The 20,991-nt window shown below is 43.4% G+C and carries 19 protein-coding genes and 1 tRNA gene; 10 read left to right on the top strand and 10 right to left on the bottom strand.

Features of this window, described 5'->3' with window-relative positions; genetic code table 11:
* The first annotated feature begins 175 nt into the window (after positions 1–175).
* From JMX18_RS01410 to JMX18_RS01400, 3 genes are all read left to right on the top strand, one after another.
* A complete protein-coding gene (locus JMX18_RS01410) occupies positions 176–1,408 on the top strand; it encodes an RtcB family protein (protein ID WP_201582988.1) in 1,233 nt (410 codons plus the stop codon).
* A 214-nt stretch (positions 1,409–1,622) separates the two neighbouring features.
* Complete coding sequence (locus JMX18_RS01405) at positions 1,623–3,425, top strand: FMN-binding glutamate synthase family protein (protein ID WP_201582987.1); 1,803 nt, start codon at positions 1,623–1,625, stop codon at positions 3,423–3,425.
* Positions 3,426–3,512: 87 nt separating this feature from the next.
* Positions 3,513–4,301 carry a phosphodiester glycosidase family protein gene (locus JMX18_RS01400; RefSeq protein WP_227674519.1) on the top strand — a complete coding sequence of 263 codons (789 nt, stop codon included), beginning with the start codon at positions 3,513–3,515 and terminating at the stop codon, positions 4,299–4,301.
* Between the two features lie 19 nt (positions 4,302–4,320).
* Here the strand turns inward: JMX18_RS01400 and JMX18_RS01395 are convergent, their stop codons facing one another.
* Positions 4,321–4,701 (bottom strand): DUF7079 family protein, encoded by a 381-nt coding sequence (locus tag JMX18_RS01395; protein WP_455237445.1) that lies wholly within the window; start codon positions 4,699–4,701, stop codon positions 4,321–4,323.
* A 157-nt stretch (positions 4,702–4,858) separates the two neighbouring features.
* On the opposite strand from JMX18_RS01395, the gene ychF reads away from it, so the two are divergent.
* From ychF to JMX18_RS01380, 3 genes are all read left to right on the top strand, one after another.
* A complete protein-coding gene (ychF, locus tag JMX18_RS01390; RefSeq protein ID WP_201582983.1) occupies positions 4,859–5,950 on the top strand; it encodes a redox-regulated ATPase YchF in 1,092 nt (363 codons plus the stop codon).
* A 239-nt stretch (positions 5,951–6,189) separates the two neighbouring features.
* A complete protein-coding gene (locus JMX18_RS01385) occupies positions 6,190–7,614 on the top strand; it encodes a deoxyguanosinetriphosphate triphosphohydrolase (RefSeq protein ID WP_201582981.1) in 1,425 nt (474 codons plus the stop codon).
* 170 nt (positions 7,615–7,784) lie between these two features.
* Positions 7,785–8,468 carry a TetR family transcriptional regulator gene (locus tag JMX18_RS01380; RefSeq protein ID WP_201582979.1) on the top strand — a complete coding sequence of 228 codons (684 nt, stop codon included), beginning with the start codon at positions 7,785–7,787 and terminating at the stop codon, positions 8,466–8,468.
* Positions 8,469–8,552: 84 nt separating this feature from the next.
* On the opposite strand, the gene gspK is transcribed toward JMX18_RS01380, so the two are convergent.
* The 8 genes from gspK to tsaA form a co-directional block, all read right to left on the bottom strand.
* Entirely contained in the window at positions 8,553–9,602 is a 1,050-nt protein-coding gene (gspK, locus tag JMX18_RS01375) for a type II secretion system minor pseudopilin GspK (protein ID WP_201582977.1), read from the bottom strand.
* Positions 9,603–9,620: 18 nt separating this feature from the next.
* Positions 9,621–10,433, bottom strand: coding sequence for a prepilin-type N-terminal cleavage/methylation domain-containing protein (locus JMX18_RS01370; RefSeq protein WP_201582975.1), 813 nt, complete (start codon positions 10,431–10,433; stop codon positions 9,621–9,623).
* The gene (gene gspI, locus JMX18_RS01365) at positions 10,430–10,897 is read right to left on the bottom strand and encodes a type II secretion system minor pseudopilin GspI (protein WP_201582973.1); all 468 of its coding nucleotides are present in this window, start codon (positions 10,895–10,897) and stop codon (positions 10,430–10,432) included. The genes JMX18_RS01370 and gspI overlap by 4 nt, the downstream gene beginning before the upstream one ends.
* 3 nt (positions 10,898–10,900) lie before the next feature.
* Positions 10,901–11,644: a prepilin-type N-terminal cleavage/methylation domain-containing protein gene (locus tag JMX18_RS01360; protein WP_201582971.1), complete on the bottom strand. Its 744-nt coding sequence runs from the start codon at positions 11,642–11,644 to the stop codon at positions 10,901–10,903.
* Between the two features lie 80 nt (positions 11,645–11,724).
* A complete protein-coding gene (locus JMX18_RS01355; protein WP_201582965.1) occupies positions 11,725–12,414 on the bottom strand; it encodes a TetR/AcrR family transcriptional regulator in 690 nt (229 codons plus the stop codon).
* A gap of 212 nt (positions 12,415–12,626) precedes the next feature.
* On the bottom strand, positions 12,627–13,415 hold the full coding sequence (locus JMX18_RS01350; protein ID WP_201582963.1) for a TatD family hydrolase: 789 nt from the start codon (positions 13,413–13,415) through the stop codon (positions 12,627–12,629).
* 195 nt (positions 13,416–13,610) lie between these two features.
* On the bottom strand, positions 13,611–15,404 hold the full coding sequence (locus JMX18_RS01345; RefSeq protein WP_201582961.1) for a GspE/PulE family protein: 1,794 nt from the start codon (positions 15,402–15,404) through the stop codon (positions 13,611–13,613).
* 85 nt (positions 15,405–15,489) lie between these two features.
* Positions 15,490–16,359, bottom strand: coding sequence for a tRNA (N6-threonylcarbamoyladenosine(37)-N6)-methyltransferase TrmO (gene tsaA, locus JMX18_RS01340; protein WP_201582959.1), 870 nt, complete (start codon positions 16,357–16,359; stop codon positions 15,490–15,492).
* A gap of 410 nt (positions 16,360–16,769) precedes the next feature.
* On the opposite strand from tsaA, the gene JMX18_RS01335 reads away from it, so the two are divergent.
* The 4 genes from JMX18_RS01335 (at position 16,770) to JMX18_RS01320 (ending at position 19,665) form a co-directional block, all read left to right on the top strand.
* Entirely contained in the window at positions 16,770–17,543 is a 774-nt protein-coding gene (locus JMX18_RS01335; protein ID WP_201582955.1) for a ferredoxin--NADP reductase, read from the top strand.
* Between the two features lie 181 nt (positions 17,544–17,724).
* Positions 17,725–17,811 (top strand) — tRNA-Leu (locus JMX18_RS01330).
* A 182-nt stretch (positions 17,812–17,993) separates the two neighbouring features.
* On the top strand, positions 17,994–19,271 hold the full coding sequence (locus JMX18_RS01325; protein WP_201582954.1) for a tyrosine-type recombinase/integrase: 1,278 nt from the start codon (positions 17,994–17,996) through the stop codon (positions 19,269–19,271).
* A 79-nt stretch (positions 19,272–19,350) separates the two neighbouring features.
* Complete coding sequence (locus JMX18_RS01320; RefSeq protein WP_201582951.1) at positions 19,351–19,665, top strand: hypothetical protein; 315 nt, start codon at positions 19,351–19,353, stop codon at positions 19,663–19,665.
* Between the two features lie 97 nt (positions 19,666–19,762).
* On the opposite strand, the gene JMX18_RS01315 is transcribed toward JMX18_RS01320, so the two are convergent.
* A complete protein-coding gene (locus JMX18_RS01315; protein WP_201582950.1) occupies positions 19,763–20,977 on the bottom strand; it encodes a competence protein CoiA in 1,215 nt (404 codons plus the stop codon).
* Positions 20,978–20,991 lie beyond the last annotated feature (14 nt).

Here is a 20,991-nt window from a genome sequence, read left to right as displayed (position 1 = left end):
TTCCACCTCATCTTTAATAAATTTCATTTTACCTTTAATATCAATAACTTAAACAAAAATATGCTATAATATTAAGCTTTAACATAGCCTTAGCTAATAAAACAACAACGATTAAATAATTATTAAAAACACCATTTACTAAAAAATTAACATTGATAAATTTGAGAGAGTTTTTATGCAACCCATAAATCATAACGTTATCCAAGACGGCGGTGCCCCTATCAAGCTTTGGACAAAGGGCGTCCCTGTAGATCCAAAAGCGCATGAGCAGCTAATCAAAGCGTCACAAATGCCATTTATTTATAAGTGGCTGGCGGTGATGCCAGATGTACACGTCGGCATGGGCGCCACTATCGGTACGGTACTGCCAACCAAAGAGGCGATTATCCCTGCGGCGGTCGGCGTTGATATCGGCTGCGGCATGATGGCGGTGCAAACCACGCTGAGTGCTGACGATCTGCCCGATAACTTGCGCGGTCTACGCAGCGAGCTTGAAAAAGCCATTCCGCACGGTCGCAGTAAAACCCGTGGACGCGGTTCACACCGAGATGTTGGCGCGTGGTCAAATCCTGATGACTCAGTGAAAGAGGGTTGGAGCACGCTGGTTGATGACTTTAACTATATCACTCAAAAGCACCCTAAGCTTAAAAACACCAATAACTTGATGCATCTAGGAACGCTGGGTACCGGCAACCACTTTGTCGAGGTGTGCTTAGATGAGACCAATCAGGTGTGGATTATGCTGCACTCCGGCTCTCGCGGGGTGGGTAACGCTATTGGTCGCTACTTTATTGAGCTGGCGCGGGAGGATATGCGTAAGTGGTCGATCAACTTACCGGATAAGGATTTGGCGTATCTTGCTGAAGGTACTCAGTACTTTGACGACTACTGGTTTGCGGTGGGCTGGGCACAGCGCTTTGCTTTTAAAAACCGTGAAATCATGATGGAAAATGCCATTAAAGCATTGCGAAAAGTAGTCACCAAGCCCTTTAATGCCAAAAGAAAAGCGGTGAACTGTCACCATAACTATGTCGATAAAGAAGAGCATTTTGGCGAGGAAGTATTCGTTACTCGTAAAGGCGCAGTGCGGGCGCGGGTTGGTGAATACGGTATTATCCCGGGTTCAATGGGCGCTAAATCCTTTATCGTCCGCGGCAAAGGTAATGCAGAGTCGTTCCACTCTTGCTCGCATGGTGCAGGTCGTATCATGTCTCGTACTGAGGCCAAAAAGACCTTTACCATCAAAGATCAAATCGCTCAAACCGAAGGCGTAGAATGCCGCAAAGACGCCGCGGTGATTGATGAGATTCCAGCAGCTTATAAAGATATCGAAGATGTGATGGCCGCGCAAAGTGATTTGGTCGATGTGGTACATACACTGCGTCAGGTGGTTTGTGTGAAAGGGTGAGATACGTTAATAAAAGGTTTGGGATGAGAAGCACGTCTTAGCCCTCGCTCACCCTCGCACAAAAGCAAACATTAGCACACCGTTACTCAATTCATAGTGAGCCGTGATATTATAGGCCTATAATATCGGCGACAGATAAATAGGCAAAAGACCTTATCTGTGCCGTAATGATTTTTAGTATCTAATATATATCTATCTATAGTTGAGCGTTGCTATGCCCCAATCTCGTACCAATCTTAATCCTGAACCTAAAACCAGCTCCCCTTATTTAGTAGGAGTTTTACTGCGTTACAGTACCTTTGCAGCGGCAATCTTGCTATTTTTAGCAGGATTATTACTGATGAATTGGTGGCTAATCGTTATCGGTGGTTTGGCGGTTGCTGTAGGGATTTATGATTTAATCCAATCGAAGCATTCCATATTGAATAACTATCCTATTGCCGGGCATATTCGCTATATCCTTGAGGATTTTCGTCCTGAGATTCGTCAATACTTGCTAGAAGATGATAAGGAACAAGTACCGTTTTCACGTCAGCAGCGTGCACTGGTTTATCAACGCGCAAAAAATGTCAGTGATACCAACGCTTTTGGTACTCTTGAAAATTTATATAGCCATGGTAAAGAGTGGTTTTTGCAGTCCGCTATTAGTGAGCCTTTAGACACGCAAGACTTTCGTATTATTGTTGGCGGTGAACGCTGTGAGCAGCCTTATAATATGTCGGTATTTAATATATCAGCGATGAGCTTTGGTAGTCTATCTGCCAATGCCATTATGGCGCTCAACCAAGGTGCAAAAATGGGCGGCTTCACTCACGACACCGGTGAAGGCGCTATTAGCCCTTATCATCGTAAGTTTGGTGGGGATTTGATTTGGGAGCTGGGTACCGGATATTTTGGTTGCCGCGACGCCGTCGGTAATTTTGATCCGCAGTCTTTTGCAGAAAAAGCCGTTGACCCCCAAGTTAAAATGATTGAGATTAAACTCTCTCAAGGGGCAAAACCAGGTAAAGGCGGTGTACTTCCCACTGAGAAAATTACTCAAGAAATTGCTGAGACTCGTGAAGTCCCAATGGGGCAAGATTGTATTTCACCCTCTTCACATACCGCCTTTAGTACCCCTCGTGAACTGGTTGCATTTTGGCAGCAGCTGCGTGAACTATCAGGTGGTAAACCCGTTGGTTTTAAGCTCTGTATCGGGCAGCCGTGGCAGTTTATGGCCATTGTCAAAGCCATGATTGAGGCGGACAATTATCCTGATTTTATTGTGGTCGATGGCGCTGAAGGCGGTACAGGAGCCGCACCCGTTGAGTTTATGGATAACGTAGGTATGCCTATGGTTGATGGGTTTTTACTCGTCCACAACACCTTAGTTGGCGCCGGTATTCGCGATAAGATCAAGATTGGGGTAAGTGGTAAGATTGTCTCTGGCTTTGATATTGCACGCATGATTGCTTTAGGTGCCGACTGGTGTAATTCAGCACGCGGATTTATGTTTGCAGTAGGCTGTATTCAGTCGCGCTCGTGCCATACCAACACCTGCCCTACTGGCGTTGCCACCCAAGACCCTTATCGCCAAAAAGCGCTCGATGTGCCTAGCAAAGCTGAGAGAGTCGCCAGCTTTCATAAAAACACCCTAAATTCCCTCTCCAGTATTGTAGGTGCGGTGGGGTTAGAGCATCCAAGCCAATTGCAACCTTACCATATCGCCAGGCGTTTAGATGATGGACAGATAAAATTGTTATCAAAGTTCTATTATTTTGCTGATAAAGGCGCTCTACTCGACAACCATGCACGTGCCGATGTCTTTAATCAGATGTGGGTTATGGCAGATCCTGAGAGCTTCTTGCCTGATAATGATGCGTTAATTGCTTACAATAAAGACTCGCGTGACAAAGGTAAAGAGACCAATGCGCCGACAGAGATTACCGATAGTAATACTATCGATACTGCGGATGGCGGTAGATTGATTGGTAACGTCAATAACACTTTTCGTAATTTGCCAGGTTCAACCGACTAAGCATTAATGGCCTCTGCATAATAAGATATGGTCAAACTTCCCTTTATTATAGAAGATAAGTTATTCATGACTCAGGGTTTTTTATTAATGACAGGTATCGCAGTTTTGAGCCTTGCTCTAAGTGCCTGTCAACCAACTCCATCAAATACTACAGATGCAATGGCTCAGGAGTGGTCTTGTCAGACACTAGACTCGCCTTTTTCTTATGACGTCTGTGGTGTAGATACGCAAGTATTAGCTGGTGATGATTACTCATTACGGCTGTTTTGGCAATCATCTGAAAACGCCAAAACACTGCTGACTTTTGATAATCTGCTAAATAGTTTATCAGAGCCGCAAACTCTTGCCTTTGCGATGAATGCCGGTATGTATAATGAGCGCTACGCCCCTATTGGCTATACGGTTATTGAGGGTGAAGAAATTCGTGCCTTGAACCTCAATGAGGGCGGCGGTAATTTCCACTTATCGCCCAATGGCGTTATGTGGTGGGATAAAGAAAACAATGTTCAAATCAGTGAAAGTAATGCTCTGAGCGCACAGCTTAAAAATGGTGAAGCTGAACCTTGGTATGCGACCCAATCAGGACCGATGTTAGTCATTGATGGCGCTATTCATCCTAAATTTAACCCCGATAGCTCCTCGCTTAAGTTTCGTAATGGTGTGGGAGTTTGCGACGATGGACGCCTGCAATTTGTCAATAGTAACCAGCCTGTAAGCTTTTACCAATTTGCTTCATTATTTAAAGACGATTTGAGCTGCCCAAATGCCTTATTTTTAGATGGCGGGATTGCTTCAGCGCTATATGCTCCTAGCATTGATAAGCATGATAAAAAGGAGATGGGAGTAATAATTGGGTTGGTTAAGACCAAAAAATAGAGGTTTGGTTGGGATGTCTTTATAGATCGTCTGCTGATCTTTTTTGTATTTGACGTATCTGTATCACTAACTTGAGCCAATCTTGATGTAAAAAGGCCTTATAAAACTTTATTTTCAGTGAAATTTTGCGATTATAAAACCAATCTGACTGCATCTTTTGCAAATGCTGCTGTACCTCAGGGATAACATAATCTTCATGAAACTCTTGCCAGACCGACGGTGTAGGCGCTAATAAGTTGCTCATACACACAGGAGCGACTTCGCAAAATAAAATTTGCTCTACTTCATTGATAGTTAGATGGGCCACTCGTTTGGCTATACATTCGTGATCTATTTTATTATCAACGAACAAATCTGATAACGCCATCCATACTTCTTTTGTTTCGCTCAAGCTTCTCATGCTCTGGTCTCAGTTACGCATTATTTAACCATGCTGTCCTTAGAAACTAGCACATCTATACGCCCGCTAACAGTTAAACTTTGCTATAATAGCGCCAATTTTTATACCAACACCTCCTAATTTAATCCAAATTATATCAATTGATTGAGAGACCATTATGGGTTTTAACTGCGGCATCGTCGGCCTACCAAACGTGGGTAAATCCACTTTATTTAATGCTTTGACCAAAGCGGGAATCGCCGCTGAAAACTTTCCCTTTTGTACCAAAGATCCCAATACTGGCATCGTACCCGTACCCGATCCACGTCTGAAACAATTGGCTGACATCGTCAAACCTGAACGCGTATTACCTACCACTATGGAGTTTGTCGATATCGCCGGTCTCGTCGCTGGGGCTTCAAAAGGTGAAGGCATGGGTAACCAGTTCTTAGCCAACATCCGTGAGACTGACGCTATCGCTCATGTAGTGCGCTGCTTCGATGATGACAACGTGGTGCACGTCGATGGCCGCGTCAGCCCCATTGATGATATCGAAACCATCAATACCGAGCTGGCCTTAGCTGATTTAGAAGCCGTTGAGCGTGCCATATTTAACTTGAATAAAAAAGCCAAAGGCGGTGATAAAGACGCCCAAGCTATGTTGGATGTGTTCAAAAAAATCGAGCCGTTACTAGCCGAAGGTAAAGCCGCCCGTGCTGCTAATCTTGATGATGATGAGAAAAAGCTCATTAGAAGCTATGGCCTAATTACCCTTAAGCCTACCATGTATATCGCTAACGTCAGTGAAGATGGTTTTGAGAACAACCCCTATTTGGATGCCGTCCGTGACTATGCGACGGGTGATGAGTCCATCGTTATCGCTCTATGTAATCAAATTGAATCTGAGATTGCCCAGCTTGATGAAGATGATAAAAAAGACTTCTTAGAAGATATGGGTATGGAAGAAGCCGGACTAGATCAAGTCATTCGTGGTGGTTATGATTTGCTTGATATGCAGACTTACTTTACCGCTGGCGTCAAAGAAGTACGCGCTTGGACCGTTGAAGTTGGCGCAACCGCTCCACAAGCGGCAGGCGTCATTCATACCGATTTTGAGCGCGGCTTTATTCGTGCCGAAGTGATTGCTTATGATGATTTTATCGAATATAACGGCGAAAAAGGCGCAGCGGCAGCGGGTAAAATGCGTCTAGAGGGCAAAACTTATATCGTACAAGACGGCGATGTGATGCATTTTAGATTTAATGTTTAAGTAGCACTGATTACTATCTATGTACCTATGATGCTACCTAACTGTTAATTTAAAACCTCTAGTAGCAATACGAACCCTATTAAAAGTCAGCCTTAGTGCTGGCTTTTTTATTATACTATAGTCAGTTGAAAGTAAAGAGTCAGTTAAAAGTAGAGCTTCAAACGTGCTGCTGGTATTCATTCTGATAACAAGTTTAAGCTATGAAAATAATAATAATTAAAAATTAGGGGCCGCATCTTATGAATATTTATACTAATAATTATGCTAATAAACCCGCTAGTGCTGGCGACCATTGGGCACGTTTGTTTAATGCCCAACGTTTGGGTAGTGATAAACTGCCAGCGATGCTAGACAGTGCCCGCACCTCTTTTCATAAAGACTATGATCGCTTAGTGTTTTCGCACTCGTTTCGTCAACTCAATCAAAAAACCCAAGTCCATCCCTTAACCAATCAGTTGGGTATTCATACCCGCTTGACCCATTCGCTAGAGGTTTCTTGTATCGGGCGCTCATTAGGTATGATGGCGGCAGAAAAGCTCCATGATAAATTACCCAACGGCTTGCCAGCTGGTGTGACTCCTGCTGATGTTGGGGTCATTGTCCAAGCCGCTTGTCTGGCCCATGATATTGGTAACCCACCTTTTGGTCATGCCGGAGAATATGCGATTCGTGATTGGTTTTTGCATCCTGAACGTCAAACGATATTGCCGCATTTAACCCCTAATGAGCGCTTGGATGTACTTGCTTACGAAGGTAATGCCCAAGGTTTTCGCCTGCTTACTCGTAACGAGCACCACCCTGATGCTGGCGGTATGCGCCTAACTTGTGCCACTCTGGGTGCATTTATGAAATATCCTTGGCTTGCCACTCACAGTAATACTGTCGCTAGCGATAACTTGCGCACTGGCAATGTGCAAAAATTTGGCTGCTTTTATAGCGAAGCGACGCAATTAGAGCAACTGGCTGACTGTTTGCAGCTGCCGCGCTCAAAGCAACACGATGGTTTTGCCCGTCATCCCTTAGCCTATTTATTAGAAGCCGCCGATGATATTTGCTATGCGCTTATAGACCTAGAAGATGGTATTCATCTGGGTATGCTCAGCTATCCAGATGTGGCGGCGATATTTTATCAGCTGATTGGCGAGAGTCCTGCTACCCTTGTGCTACCACCGCAAGTATCAGTTCGACAACAGCTCGCATCATTACGGGCACGGGCTATGATGCGGCTGGTAAACACCGTCACCGATGCTTTTGTTGCTAATAGTGATACCATGCTAGCAGGGACTTTGGAGGGTAGTTTATTTGCTCACTGTGAACCTACGGTGAAAAGCGGCATCAACCAAGCCAAACAATTGGCACGCGAGCAGATCTTTAATCATCCTAGTAAAGTACGGATGGAGCTGATGGCCAATCAATGCTTACATCGACTGCTGGATGCCTTTATGCCATTAGCTTGGACTGCACTTGCTAGCTCGCCGAAACCCTTTGAGCAGCAGCGTTTATTAAGCTTGCTACAACCGCATCTGGAGGAGCATCGGCGGCAATTATCAGATAATATTTATCACAATATTTTAAATATTTTGGACTTTATTACCGGTATGAATGACCACGAAGCCTATCGACTGGCACAAGAATTACAAGGTCATTGGGGAACAATCATATAAACAGCACCGTGTATGAACACTTATAGTCAATTAAAAATAAAACGCTTATAGATTTAGACGCGCTACAAACGCTATCTAAGTTTGAGCATTAATTTTTATAATTAAGTTTTATTCGTAATTTTGTGTTGAAATGAGTATCATGAGCCTTTATCAGCTAATTTTGAAATATTATGAGCAGTCGCGAACAAAAGAAACTTCAAACTCGGCACGCCTTTTTTAATGCAGTGCTTGACCTATGCATGATGGGACAGTCTTTTAGCTCTATTAGCTTGAGGCAAGTGACCCGCGAAGTTGGCGTGGTGCCTACAGCCTTTTATCGACATTTTGACGATATGGAGTCGCTAGGCGAGGCTTTGGTATTTGAAGAATTGGGCAGTACACTGGCGGCCTTGAGTGACAACTTACAAATTGGACGCCGGCGTAGTTTTGATCGACAAATTGCTAAGAGCATTCACCTATTTCTACGTACGGTCAGTGCTAAACCGCGTTATTGGCAGTTTTTGGTCAGTGAGCGTTACGGCGGTTCAGAATCGGTGCGTAAAGCCATCAATCATTTGATCAAGACCAACAGTCAGAGCTTGGCAGAGGATTTAGTATTGCAGCCAGCATTTGCTCACATCAACGATTATGATCGCCGGTTATTGGCTGAAGCTGGGGTCAATATGTTCTTTTCTTGGATAGTTGATTGGTTAGAGCTGACTTACTCTGAGGCGCATGACGATGAAGTTGATTTGGCCGATATTGAAGAAAAAAAGCAATTGATGCTGCACAACTGTACTCGGCAAGCACAAATGCTATTTTATGGCGCATATAACTGGAAATCTAGCGAAGAGACCCGTCTTAGCGATGAGTAACGCATTAGCCAGAAAGTTTCGTTGCAGCCCGCTTTATCATTCCAGCCTTTTTATAAGTACTTATTATAAAGTCCTAGAAACTGTTTAGAAATTGGGCCGAAATGCCCATAAGCGCTGATTAATAACCTTAACTTCCTTCAGTTGTTGCGCATCATTATTGCCGTCATTATTATTAGCAGTGTTATCTACATCGTTGTTAACATTGGCAGCAGCGGTTTTACCAATCAATACCGTAGCAAAACGCTGCTTGGCTGCGCCCAAAGCGGTGCTATCGGTAGCGGTAATAAGCGCCATAAAAGCTTGGCTATCTACCGCTAATAATGGGCTAATAAGCTGGCGCTGCTCCTCACTAACGCTACTTAACCCCGGCAGCTCCCATAGGTTATCAATAGATTCTAATACTTGCTGGCTACGCCAATCCGTTAAGGGTTGTAGCTGTTCAACATCCATATCTTCGACTAATGCAGCCAGCAAGGTCGGACTTGCTGTATTCACATTTATAGGTAAGTAATAAGGTACTGCGGTGATATAAGGCCGTAGCGTCGCTAAAGTATTTGCATCTACAGCGCTTAGCTCTTGCAATTGCTCAATACTAATAAAGGGCTGATTGGCAAGCTTACTGTCTGCCCTATTACTGGTTTGAGCATAAACTACCGTCTCATCGCCGCCATCGTTATAAACCTCTCTATCAGCATCCTGCCAATCCAGTATGGCTATTGCTATCTCAGGTTCTAATTGTAGCTGGGATAATAAGCGCTGCAATACCGCTAAGGCTACTCCATCCACCTTGCCATCATGGTAGAGGTTGTTAATATTAAAACGGCTGGCTTCATCTCTTATCTCAGCGGTGACGCTATGACCACTTAAAGTATAAGGTGGTAACGGCTGCGCCCAAATATCTTGAGCGCTATCGGTGTCGTTGAGATTATTATCCGCACGAATAGCCATCATAGCTAACTGCTGACCAGCATCGATAGCTTGCAGCAATTGATCTTGGCTGAATAGTAGACCACTGCGGCGAATAGCCACCTTTTGACTGGCCAGCATGGCGCCTGCCACTACGGTAATACTGACCACTAATAATAAAATGGTCAATAGCGCTACTCCGCGCTGGGAGTTTGCTGTTATGGGCATCAACACCAACTCCTCTTATTATTGAGCATTAGGCAGACTAGCAGAATTATTAGATGTATTGTCGCCGGCGTTAGCGTTGCTGTTGCTGCTAACCAGCTTTGCTTCAGGAGTAAGGGCAAACTGCCAAGTGATCGGCATATCTTGATAAGTAAAGCTTATGCCTATCCCTTCTGGCAATAGCACAACCTTAGGTTGATTATCTGCATTATTAGTAGCAACATCTATTTTATTATTCAGGCTATCAGGATTGGGAAATTTTGCGCTGAGCTCAGGTAGATAGGCTTGCCAGCGCCCTGCTGTGACTCCATCGAGCAAGACACTATCAAGACTGACGTTACTAGGACTGTCTTGGATGTGATGATATTGACGGCGAAGCAAACGCTGCTCGGCAAAGATATAATCGATCCGCTGGATGCTAGGGCTGGTTTGATAACGTGGGTCTGGATCAGCAAAACGTACAAAGCTTATTTTTTCACCATTTAAGCTCATAAACGGCTCAGGAGTGAGATCTGGTTTATTAGATTGGTCATTACTGTTGTTGTTATTGTTATTATTGTTATTATTGTTGCTAGCATTAGTACTAGCAGCAGCCTTATCCACCTGCATACTAGCCTGCAAATTCGGCGCTGGATAAGCGATAATCTGACCCATATCTTGCTGTAATTGCAGATAAGCATATTGTAGAATGGCTAAGTTATCCGCATGCAGCTGCGCACGCTCTCGCGCACGATTAACACTATCAAAGACTTGCCAGCCCGCCACTGCTAGCATAGCGAATATCGCCATCGCTACCATCAGCTCAAGCAAAGTAAAGCCCTGCTGCCGCCTCACAGCTGACCGCCCATTTGATTCAAATCCAAGCTAGTAGGCTGCTGCTTATCATCGCTCAATAGGATGTCGATATCGGTTACTACTGCTCGAGGTTGACCATCAATGATAGGCGCAACCGCAATATTGACCTGCCTTAGAGCTGGCGTCAAAGACTGCTCGGTGCTCATAGTGATCTGCCAATCGCGGCCTTGAGCATTCACGCTTTGGGTACGATTGGTGGTCAAAAAGGTTTGTTGCATACGTAGCTCAGCCGCCGCGTTTTGGGCGACGAAATGCGCTAACGTTCGGGTTCTTAAAGTGTCGACTGAATTGAGATAAGCGCTACTGGCACGGCTAGCTGCTACGGCCACCACGGCTAGTATAGCTAAGGCTACCATAACCTCGATAAGCGTAAAACCGCCTTCACGATTTGATAAACGCTTGCTTACTTTAGGATGACGTTTTAGCTTAAGCGAGTCAGTCATGGGCTATAATCCTTGCCCAATACTTATGCTGCCATCGGGCATGATGGTAATCACTTCTCCAACCAAGCGTGAATTATGGCGCACCTCAATAGTCACAGGTGCCGCTTGTCCGGTGCCAAACCATAACACTTGCGGCACGCTTTGACGCTGAAACCAAGGCTGTAAAACCTGAGTTTGATCTGCACCATAACTATTGCCAGTATCTAAGCTTTGAATATCCAGACTGACGCCACTAGGCAGCGCTGGCAAAGTGACTTCGGACTCCAAATCCCAGCTTGGCAGTGGCACATCATTAGCATTAGAAGCGGAGAAGCCTGCTATACCTGCTGATAGCTCCATAGCGTTTTTGGGTGAGATATCACTATTATTAGGACTATTAGCTGAAGCTGAGGTTTGACTTTGATAGTCAATATAGGGATTTGATAAAGTGACAATAACTGGCGCTACTTGACCTTGATTATCCGCTTGCAAGCTCAGTCCCATTGGCTGCATCCGCTCAGCAGATAACAGTCTGACATAACTAAGCGAATCAATGAGATGCTCATAAAAAGCGCGGTTTTTACGCGAGTCGCTACTGCCCACTGACAGGCTCATCATCCCGGCAAATATAGATAATATAACCACAACCACCACAATCTCGACTAAGGTGAAGCCCGATTGAGATCGATGAGGTATTGACGGTGAGCCTTGATAGCTGCCCGAAACACCAGACGCTAAGCTGGACAGAGCTTTAACAGTGACTGGCATAACACACCTACTTTGTACACCTACTGTTTATGGGCTACTCACCTGTAGAGGCAAATGATGATATAAGCACAAAGCGATCATTAATAATTAGTATTACGATGCTCTTCTGATTCCGTATCGATTTGTTCGACCAGCTCTTGAGTATCTTCTTCTAACACTGATTTGTCAGCATCCTTATGCGGATAATGGCTGGGCAGCTCAAGCATCTGACGGACTAAAGCATACCGTAAAGTGTCGCGGCGACCAAGATAACGCTGATAAAAGCTGGAATTTAATAAGCCGGCCCCGCCTTGACCCATCGCCCAAATAGAGGACAAATAATCGCGCGTACTCATGCCACTTTGCTCATCATTTAAATAAGCACCGATGATGTCGATCAAGCGTTTCATCCGCTGACGACGAATATCATACAGCTCACCAAACAAGCGATTTAGACCTGTTGCCGAAGCAGCAAGACGCTCTTCAATTTGGTTGAGTAACATCGCCTTTTGGGGATTGAGCAATTGCTGAAAGATCATGCGGGCAATCCCTGCCGACGAGCTATCCTCAATACAGTTAATCTTAAAAAGCTGCTCTTCATAACGAATAATTATCCGCAGATAAAGCTCATCTTTACTAGAAAAATGCTTGTACAGGGTACCTTTAGCCAAATCCAGCTGGTCTGCTAAACTGTCCAAAGTAATATCACCGTCGCCTGACTCCAGCAACAACTGTTCAGCCATCGCTAAGATATTTTCTTCCCGCACTTTGAACTGGTGTTGACGACTCATAATTGCTCCTAAAACCTAATAAGACTATGCATACAGTCATCAGGAAACAGTTGCTGCGTCGACTATGGCGACCCTATAACTATAATAATGCTTTGTCTACTGATGCTATGCGTAATGACGGTATATCAGCCGTGCTTAGTTATAAGCTAATAATAAATAGCAAATAATTAAGCGTCCTTATTAAATGACTGACTGGTCATAGCATAACGATTTTAATAGTATTGTGCTAGTAAATTTACAAAGTTTTTTGCAGTCAATTCGCCAACCTCTTGAGCACTGCAATCGTACATATCAGCAATAAATTGAGCCACATAGGGAACATAAGCCGGCTCATTGGGTCGACCACGTTTGGGTACGGGCGCTAGATAAGGGCTATCGGTTTCGATAAGTAGACGGTCTCTAGGCATTTTCTGCGCAGCTTCTTGAATCATTTTGGCACTCTTAAAGCTGACGATGCCTGAGAATGAGACATAAAACCCCAAGTCCAGCGCTCGCTTGGCCGTCTCCCAATCCTCGGTAAAGCAGTGAATAATGCCGTGTTCAGCGCCTTCCGCTTTTAAGATATCAATGGTGTCTTTTTTGGCTTCACGCATGTGTACGACCAGCGGCTTTTTGAGCTGCTGGCTGGCATGAATATGGCGCGCAAAGCTCTCGCGCTGCTCATGGGCATTTTCGGTTGACCAGTAATAATCCAGCCCCGTCTCCCCTATCGCCCATACATGATCAGGGCGCGCTGTTTCTACCAAACGCTCTACCGTCGCTGATTGCAACACCTCGATATCCTCACAGGGATGAATACCCACGCTCATCCCTAAATTCAGCTGCTCATCGCTATAAGTATCAACGATGTTACTAATCTCATCATATTCAGCAAAATCGCACATAATCGCCATCGCTCGGTTAACATTGGCAGCCTTCATGGCGTCAATGGCTCCAGACAATTGACCATCATACTTGGTCAAATCGAGGCGGTTTAAGTGGCAATGGGTATCGGTAAACATAAATGCTCTCTTTATCATTAAAATATAAGCTCAATTACTAAATATTGCCCTGCCAGCGAGGTTTTTCAAGGGTAGCGATATTGGTAGCCCCTACCAATAGCACATATAAGCCATTATCTTAAATGATAAGAAATTTTCACGGCGCAAAACTTTAACGGCATAGCAGGCATAAAGGTTTAAAGCTATGAAGCCACTTTAGCCCAAAGGAACCACTCGCATGACCTCTTCCATGCTGGTCACCCCCTCAGCTATGCGCTTGGCACCAGATACGCGTAAGGGCTGTACGCCTTCACGGTAAGCTTGCTGTTTAATGGTGCCCAAATTAGCATCGGCGGCGACCTGTTTTTTGAGCTCATTAGAGAGTGGCATAATCTCATATAAGCCAATGCGCCCTTGATAGCCGGTATGACGACAGTGCTCACAGCCCTGCGCTTTATATATCTGCGCAGGTATTGAGGCGCGCCAAGGCTGCACCAGCTCTTGCCACTGAAGCGCTATCTCACTGTCTTCGGTGACTTTTAGCGCTTGTTTGCAATGCGGGCACAGCGTCCGCAATAGCCGCTGAGCCATTACGCCCAAGATACTCGCCGAGGTCAAAAAAGGCTGTACACCCAAATCGTGTAGCCGGGTCAAGGCGCTGGGCGCATCATTGGTATGCAAAGTTGAGAGCACCAAATGCCCAGTAAGCGAGGCTTGCACGGCCATATTAGCAGTCTCTGTATCACGAATCTCACCGACCATGATAATGTCAGGGTCTTGACGCATCAGCGAGCGAATGCTGTCAGCAAAGTGCAGATCAATACCAATATTGACCTGCATCTGATTAAAGGCCGGCTCAATCATCTCAATCGGATCTTCAATAGTACAAACATTGACCTCTTCGGTGGCAAGCTGCTTGAGCGTACTATATAAAGTAGTGGTTTTACCCGATCCAGTCGGACCGGTGACCAGAATAATGCCATTGGGTTTGGCAGTCAGCTCATGCCAAGTCGCTAGCTGCTTACCCGACAGCCCTAACTGTGCAAATGAGCGCACCAGCACTTCTGGATCAAATACGCGCATCACGAGCTTTTCACCAAAAGCGGTTGGCAGTGTCGACAGACGCAGCTCAGTCTCAAGCCCTTTAGGTGTACGGGTTTTGAGGCGACCATCTTGCGGTTTACGCCTCTCTGATACATTGAGCCGACCAAGGATTTTGATACGGGCGGTCACGGCGACCATAATAGCTAATGGCATCTCGTACACCGTATGCAGCACGCCATCGATGCGAAAACGTACTTTGCCAGTCTCACGCCTTGGCTCCAGATGAATATCGCTGGCACGCTGCTCAAAGGCATATTGCAGCAGCCAATCGACCACTTTTACAATATGCTGGTCATTGGCATCCGGATTGGTATTGTCGCCCAGCTGCAATAAGGCTTCGACATTGGTGACATCAGCGGCGGCGCGTTTATGCAAACTGTTGGCACCCGCAATCGCTTGGGTCACTTGATAAAACTCTTGGCGATAGCGCTTGATCTGCTCAGGGCTGATATAGACGGTACGATAAGTTTTAGACTTAATAATTTTTTCGATATTAGCGTGCCAATCATTATAAAAAGGCTGGTCGGTACCAATAACGACTTCTTCCGCTGTGACTTCAATCGGCAGAATATGCTGGGAGCGCGCATACTCAAAAGACATCAGGTCGGTCACTGCTGGTACATCGACCTTTAGCGGATCGATACGCACTAGTGGCATCTCAGCTTTAGCCGCCAGCCATTGATTAAGCAGGCTCAAAGTTAACTTATTGTCTTTATTAACAGACTCAGAGGGTAAGCGGCTATCAAGCAATCCAAACTCGCTAATAACCACCAGCGGATGTTGAGCTGGATCTCGGCGGCTGGTCAATACCAGATTATAACTGCGCTGATCAATCCATTTATCCGCTAATAGCTCATCAAGACACCAGCGCAAATCGATTACTAATGAGAACTTTGGAGCGGACATATCTCTCTTCTTATATGATTGATTATTGGGTAAAAATATTCATTAATCGTGAGGTTAGCGCAGCGTAATCCCCATTTAAACTTGACTACTCGACTTCTAGCATCGCCGTTATTTGTAGCTCGCCAAGCTCCGACTGCTCAAAGCTCACATCTACCGACTTATAACGCATGGTAAACGCTTTATTCACTACTTGACGCTGATAAGCAGGACGCGGATCTTGTGCAATCAAAGCTTTAATATAATCGATATCAGAGGCGAGGAGTTGTTTTTGTACTTTATGAACCAAAACTGAAGCTGGAACCGTCTGTTTTTTCTTATCCTTTGTATTAATAGAAGCTTGGGCAGCAATGATGTGCTCAAACTGCCGTTGCGCATGCTCATTTATAGTCACCGTTAATGAAGCCGGCGCTGCTGGCGCAAAACCATCGTTCACATTCGCCAGCGCATCGCTATAGCTAATATAAGGCTTAATATCAATGATGGGCGTCCCATCTACCATATCAGCCCCGCTCAAGGTTAATAATACCCGCCCTTCAATGACTTCGATACCTTCGAGTTTTACTACCGACAGACCCAATCCCGACGGACGATACATACTGCGACTGGCAAACACGCCGACCTTTTGATTACCACCTAGCCTTGGGGGGCGCACCTGCGCTCGAAAGTTGCTATCAGCTCGATTTGCCTGACACTCTTTAGCCAAATAGTTATGATGAAACTGCCAACTGACCCAAATATGGCTAAAAGCTTCTAAGCCTACAAATGCCAGCGGCGTATCATAAGGCGCTACCATTTCAATCACACTGCTGAGGGCTATTAGGTTTGGTTGTCTTGGCGTACCAAATTTTTGACTGAGCGGTGCCCGATGATAACCGATAATGGGCGCACTATGAGGTTGAGCTAAATCAAGGCTTGGATGGCAAGGCTGATTTGGGGACGAGCTGTGATCAGGCATATCTGTATTCCAACAATGAAAAGGTCGCTGATGAGTACGCTGCAACTAACAGGGCTTTATTATAAAATATTATTTACTAACGATATTCTATTTTATCATGCCACCTAAACCTGGCTTAGCGGACTTTTATTTTAAAGTTTGTTATCATAGCCAAGATTATTTGTTGAGAAAAACTTGCATTGCCATTACAGCGGTTATATAGCAGTTGATTATTGTTCTTAAGCCTCCATCATTATGGATACTAACTTCAGAACTAAAACTGATAAATCACGCTGATAAACCGTACGAATGCTTTATTTATGCTATAAATCACCAAAGCAACCTATTCCAATAAAGCTAAAACGATCATTAAGTTTTAGCTATTTTAACCTTAATAATGACACTCATAATCACTAATTAACGAGGACTTTATGTCAAAACTTCGCACTGAAACGGTCACCGAGGTCCATCACTGGAATGACTCTCTATTTAGTATAAAAACCACCCGTGATGATGGCCTGCGTTTTCGTAATGGTGAGTTTGCCATGATTGGTCTGGTGGTGGATGGTCGTCCACTGCTGCGTGCTTACTCGATTGCCAGTCCTAATTACGAAGAGCATTTAGAGTTCTTTTCGATCAAGGTGCAAGATGGTCCTTTAACTTCACGTCTGCAACATATCAAAGTTGGTGACGAGCTGCTGGTCAGTAAAAAGCCTACGGGCACGCTAGTGATGGATGATTTATTACCGGGTAAACATCTATATATGCTCTCCACCGGTACAGGGCTGGCACCGTTCTTGGCTTTATCTCGTGATCCCGAAGTTTATGAGCGTTTTGAAAAAGTTATCTTGGTCCACGGTGTACGTCACGCCGAAGATTTGGCTTATCGCGAGATGTTCGAAAATGAGCTGCCCAACGATGAGATATTTGGTGAATGGTGCCGTGAAAAGTTCATTTACTATCCTACGGTTACCCGTGAGGACTTTAGAAACACTGGGCGCGTGACTGATCTTATGAAATCCGGTAAGCTCTTTGAAGATATTGGCTTACCACCGATAAATAAAGACGATGATAGAGTTATGATCTGCGGTAGCATGCCTTTCAACGCCGATGTTTCAGCTATTTTAGACGACTTTGGCCTAACGGTCTCCCCGCGCATGGGTGTACAAGCAGATTATGTGGTTGAGCGTGCCTTTGTCGGTTAAACAACAGGTCGGTTAAAAAACAGCCTAAATGAAAAGCAGGCTAATAAAAATGGGCTAAAGAGTAATTATAATAAATAATTCTTGACGGCTAATAATAGCCTGTTATAATACGCAGCCTATACAGTTAACCCTGTAGCCCAATTCGATAAAGCTTTATAAAATAAGCATTATCACCTAACATGCCAGTGTGATGGAATTGGTAGACATGACGGATTCAAAATCCGTTGCCTTTAAAAGCGTGTCGGTTCGAGTCCGACCACTGGTACCACTATACGAAACCCTTACAGTCTATAGATTGTGAGGGTTTTTTATTGCGTGAATTATTTATAAATTGGTCGAGTAATAACAGCGTAAAATAAAATTTTGATACTATCTTGATACTTTAATACATCTGCATGTTCACGTATTATAGTGCTATTAATATAATAACTGCGGCGTGACGGATGAATTATGAAAGTTAAGCTTAGTAAGAAGTTTATCGATTCAGTTGCATATGCTTCAAATGGTACAGACATCTACATGGATGAAGTATTAACGGGTTTTGCACTTCGTGTGGGTAAGCAATCTAAGAGATACACGCTTCATAAACGCATCAATGGTAAGCTCTATCGTGACGAAGTTGAAGAAACACATCTAATCACTTTGACTGAAGCTCGTGAAAAAGCGAGCACGATGATGGTCAACATAAAAAAGGGACTTGATGTTTACGATGGTTATCACGCTACTCCAAAGTTAAAAGACATTCAAGATTCTGATATACCAACACTTAATGAAGCATATACCTACTTTAAATCTATGAAGCCAAATCTTGCCAGCCGTACTATTGAAACTTATGATCAGCAAATACTTGGTCGACTCGATGACTGGCTTGATATATCGTTAAACGATATAACTAAAACTATGATAAGTGAAAAACATAAGGAAATCAGCAAATCTAGTCCAGCTCAAGCGAATGCTACTATGCGAGCTCTTCGATCAGTATGGAATTATTGTCAAGATAGCTTCTTAGATGACGATGAGGAGTACATAATAAAGGATCAACCCATTCGAATACTGAATGCCAAAAATGATTGGAACAAAATTAAACCTAGAACTAGACATGTCGAGGAAGAATACCTTGGTACATATTTTCAAACTCTAATTAAACATAGAGATGGTAGCTCTTTCAAGCAGGCACCTTATAGTAATAATGCCCGTGACATCCTATTACTGTTTATGTTTACTGGTGTCCGTTTAAACGAAGCGCAGACACTAAGATGGGAAGATGTAGATCTTGACGCTGCTCGTATCGTTTTTAAAGCCACTAAAAATGGTTCTGATTACCATATGCCTACTGGAAAAATACTTCAAGCCATACTTAGTGAACGCTATAGATTGAGCAATGGAGAGCGTTGGGTATTTCCGAGTGATTTGAAAAGAAATAGCGACCACGTTAAAGATTTGAGCGGTAGTTATCATTCAATATCAAACAAAGCTGGCTTGCACATTACGCCTCACGATTTGCGTCGTACATTTGGCACTGTCGCTAATAGTCTTAATGTAACCTATCCAGTGTTAAAGAGACTGCTCAATCATCGTGAGGCTAAATCTAGTGATGATGTGACACTACATTACATACAGGTATCACAGCGACAATTACGTGAAGCTTTAGATGAGATTGAAGCTTTTTATTGCAAGCATATAGGAATGACTCAAGATGAGGTGATTAAGAGTCTCTTACAGACATAACTTCATATAATTTTTTAAAGTTCTGTACAACTAACTAATCGATAGAACATGTAATGACATTTTGATTAGGAGACATACTATGGGTATCAAACTTGAATTTGGTATGACACAGAATAGTAGAGATCAAAAAATCTGTGTTGATTATTGGGCATATGATCATAAGGAGGATTATCTTGAACATGTACAAATGATATGTCAGAAATATAGAATCAGCTCAAATCTATTGTTTGAGACGATTGCTCAATGTTACGCTTGTTTAGATGATGTGCTCTGTGAGTACTGTGCAAGTGCTTGCCCGGTAGAGATGCCAGCAGATATCCTATATATGCGTGCTCAAGATAGTTGGTGTTGTATGGTTTGCAAAAACGCAGTATGGCAAAAGGATTACGTTTGATTGCTTTCAAACTTATATAGTAATTATTGCAAAATCTACAGTAGTAAATTACATTATATGATTTTTTATAAACAATCATATATGCCAATTATTCTGATTAAACTGGTTCACTATCTCTAGTAACCCATTTACCAAACTCAAAACTCTCGTTATATTTGATTTTGAAACTGTTGTTTACAAGGTAAACACATTCCGTATTAAGAGTTGTATTCGAAGTATAGAATTTTTCTGTATTAAGACCTAAATGCTTTATAAAAAGCGGCTTAGTGAAAAATTTTTTTAAATAGGTACTATATTGACCATCTCTATCTATGACAAAACCACATTCAACACAAGTGTTGACTATAAAAACTTTGTTAAGTATTTCACTACGCACCTTTTTTATGGGTGAAAAAACATAATTCTTAGAAAAATGTGTATTAATAATTCTAAGCTCTTTATCGCTACAATTTTTTATTTTCTTAGAACGTACTTTATAGTCTTCTTTATATCTCACCTCAGAAATTATCGGATTGGAGTAACCACATTTAGCGCAAGAGTCTTTACTCACCCCTAAAGTCATCTCAGTGATACCGTTGGATTTAAATCTAAACTTTGTAGAGGTGAATCGCTCATAAGGTATAAAAACTAGGCCTTGTGACACCAATCTTTGTATAAAATTCTCTAATGGTAGCGTAATAGGCTTAAATGAACGGTGGTTGTACCGACTACTGTTGCTGTCTAGCTTATTCACGTTATAAATCATATAAGCTTGATTGTCCTGCGTCTTATTTCTATAAATAGAGAATACAGGTATATCTTTCGTACTATAAGCATAATCGCCTGTAATTGCGTTGGTATCTTTAATTGAGCCACTTCTAAGCAACCACGCACACCTTACATCTGATTGAGCATATTTTTCTTGTCTGCATTTTGTTTCTATAAAAGTTTGAGGGCTCCATTGCACTTCAATGGCAATCTTAGCTTTACCTTTTTCTGCGTAGATATCTGCTATCCATTCCTCACCACTAGGGGTAACCCCTCTTTTTTCGACTGCTACATTCCAACCATTTCTATCTAATTCTTTCATAACAAGATATTTGATATGCATGTGTTCGGCAGTTTCACCACCAGTCGAGCAGTTAGAGTCTTTAGGTTTTGTCTTATGGGCGAAGAACTGCGTACCTAGCTTACTTGTCTTTAGTATTGCTCGATTGCCACAGCAAGCCATATTGAAACTGGACGTTTTATCTTCTTTTAACGCTATCCAGTCTTTTAGGCTATACATAAAACTATAGATTTTTTCATCATTCTTTATACAAATAAAAGCCATATTGACCCTTAGTT

The organism is Psychrobacter jeotgali, assembly GCF_904846315.1.
Classification (GTDB): Bacteria; Pseudomonadota; Gammaproteobacteria; order Pseudomonadales; family Moraxellaceae; genus Psychrobacter; species Psychrobacter jeotgali.
This window is presented reverse-complemented; position numbering and strand designations above follow the sequence as displayed.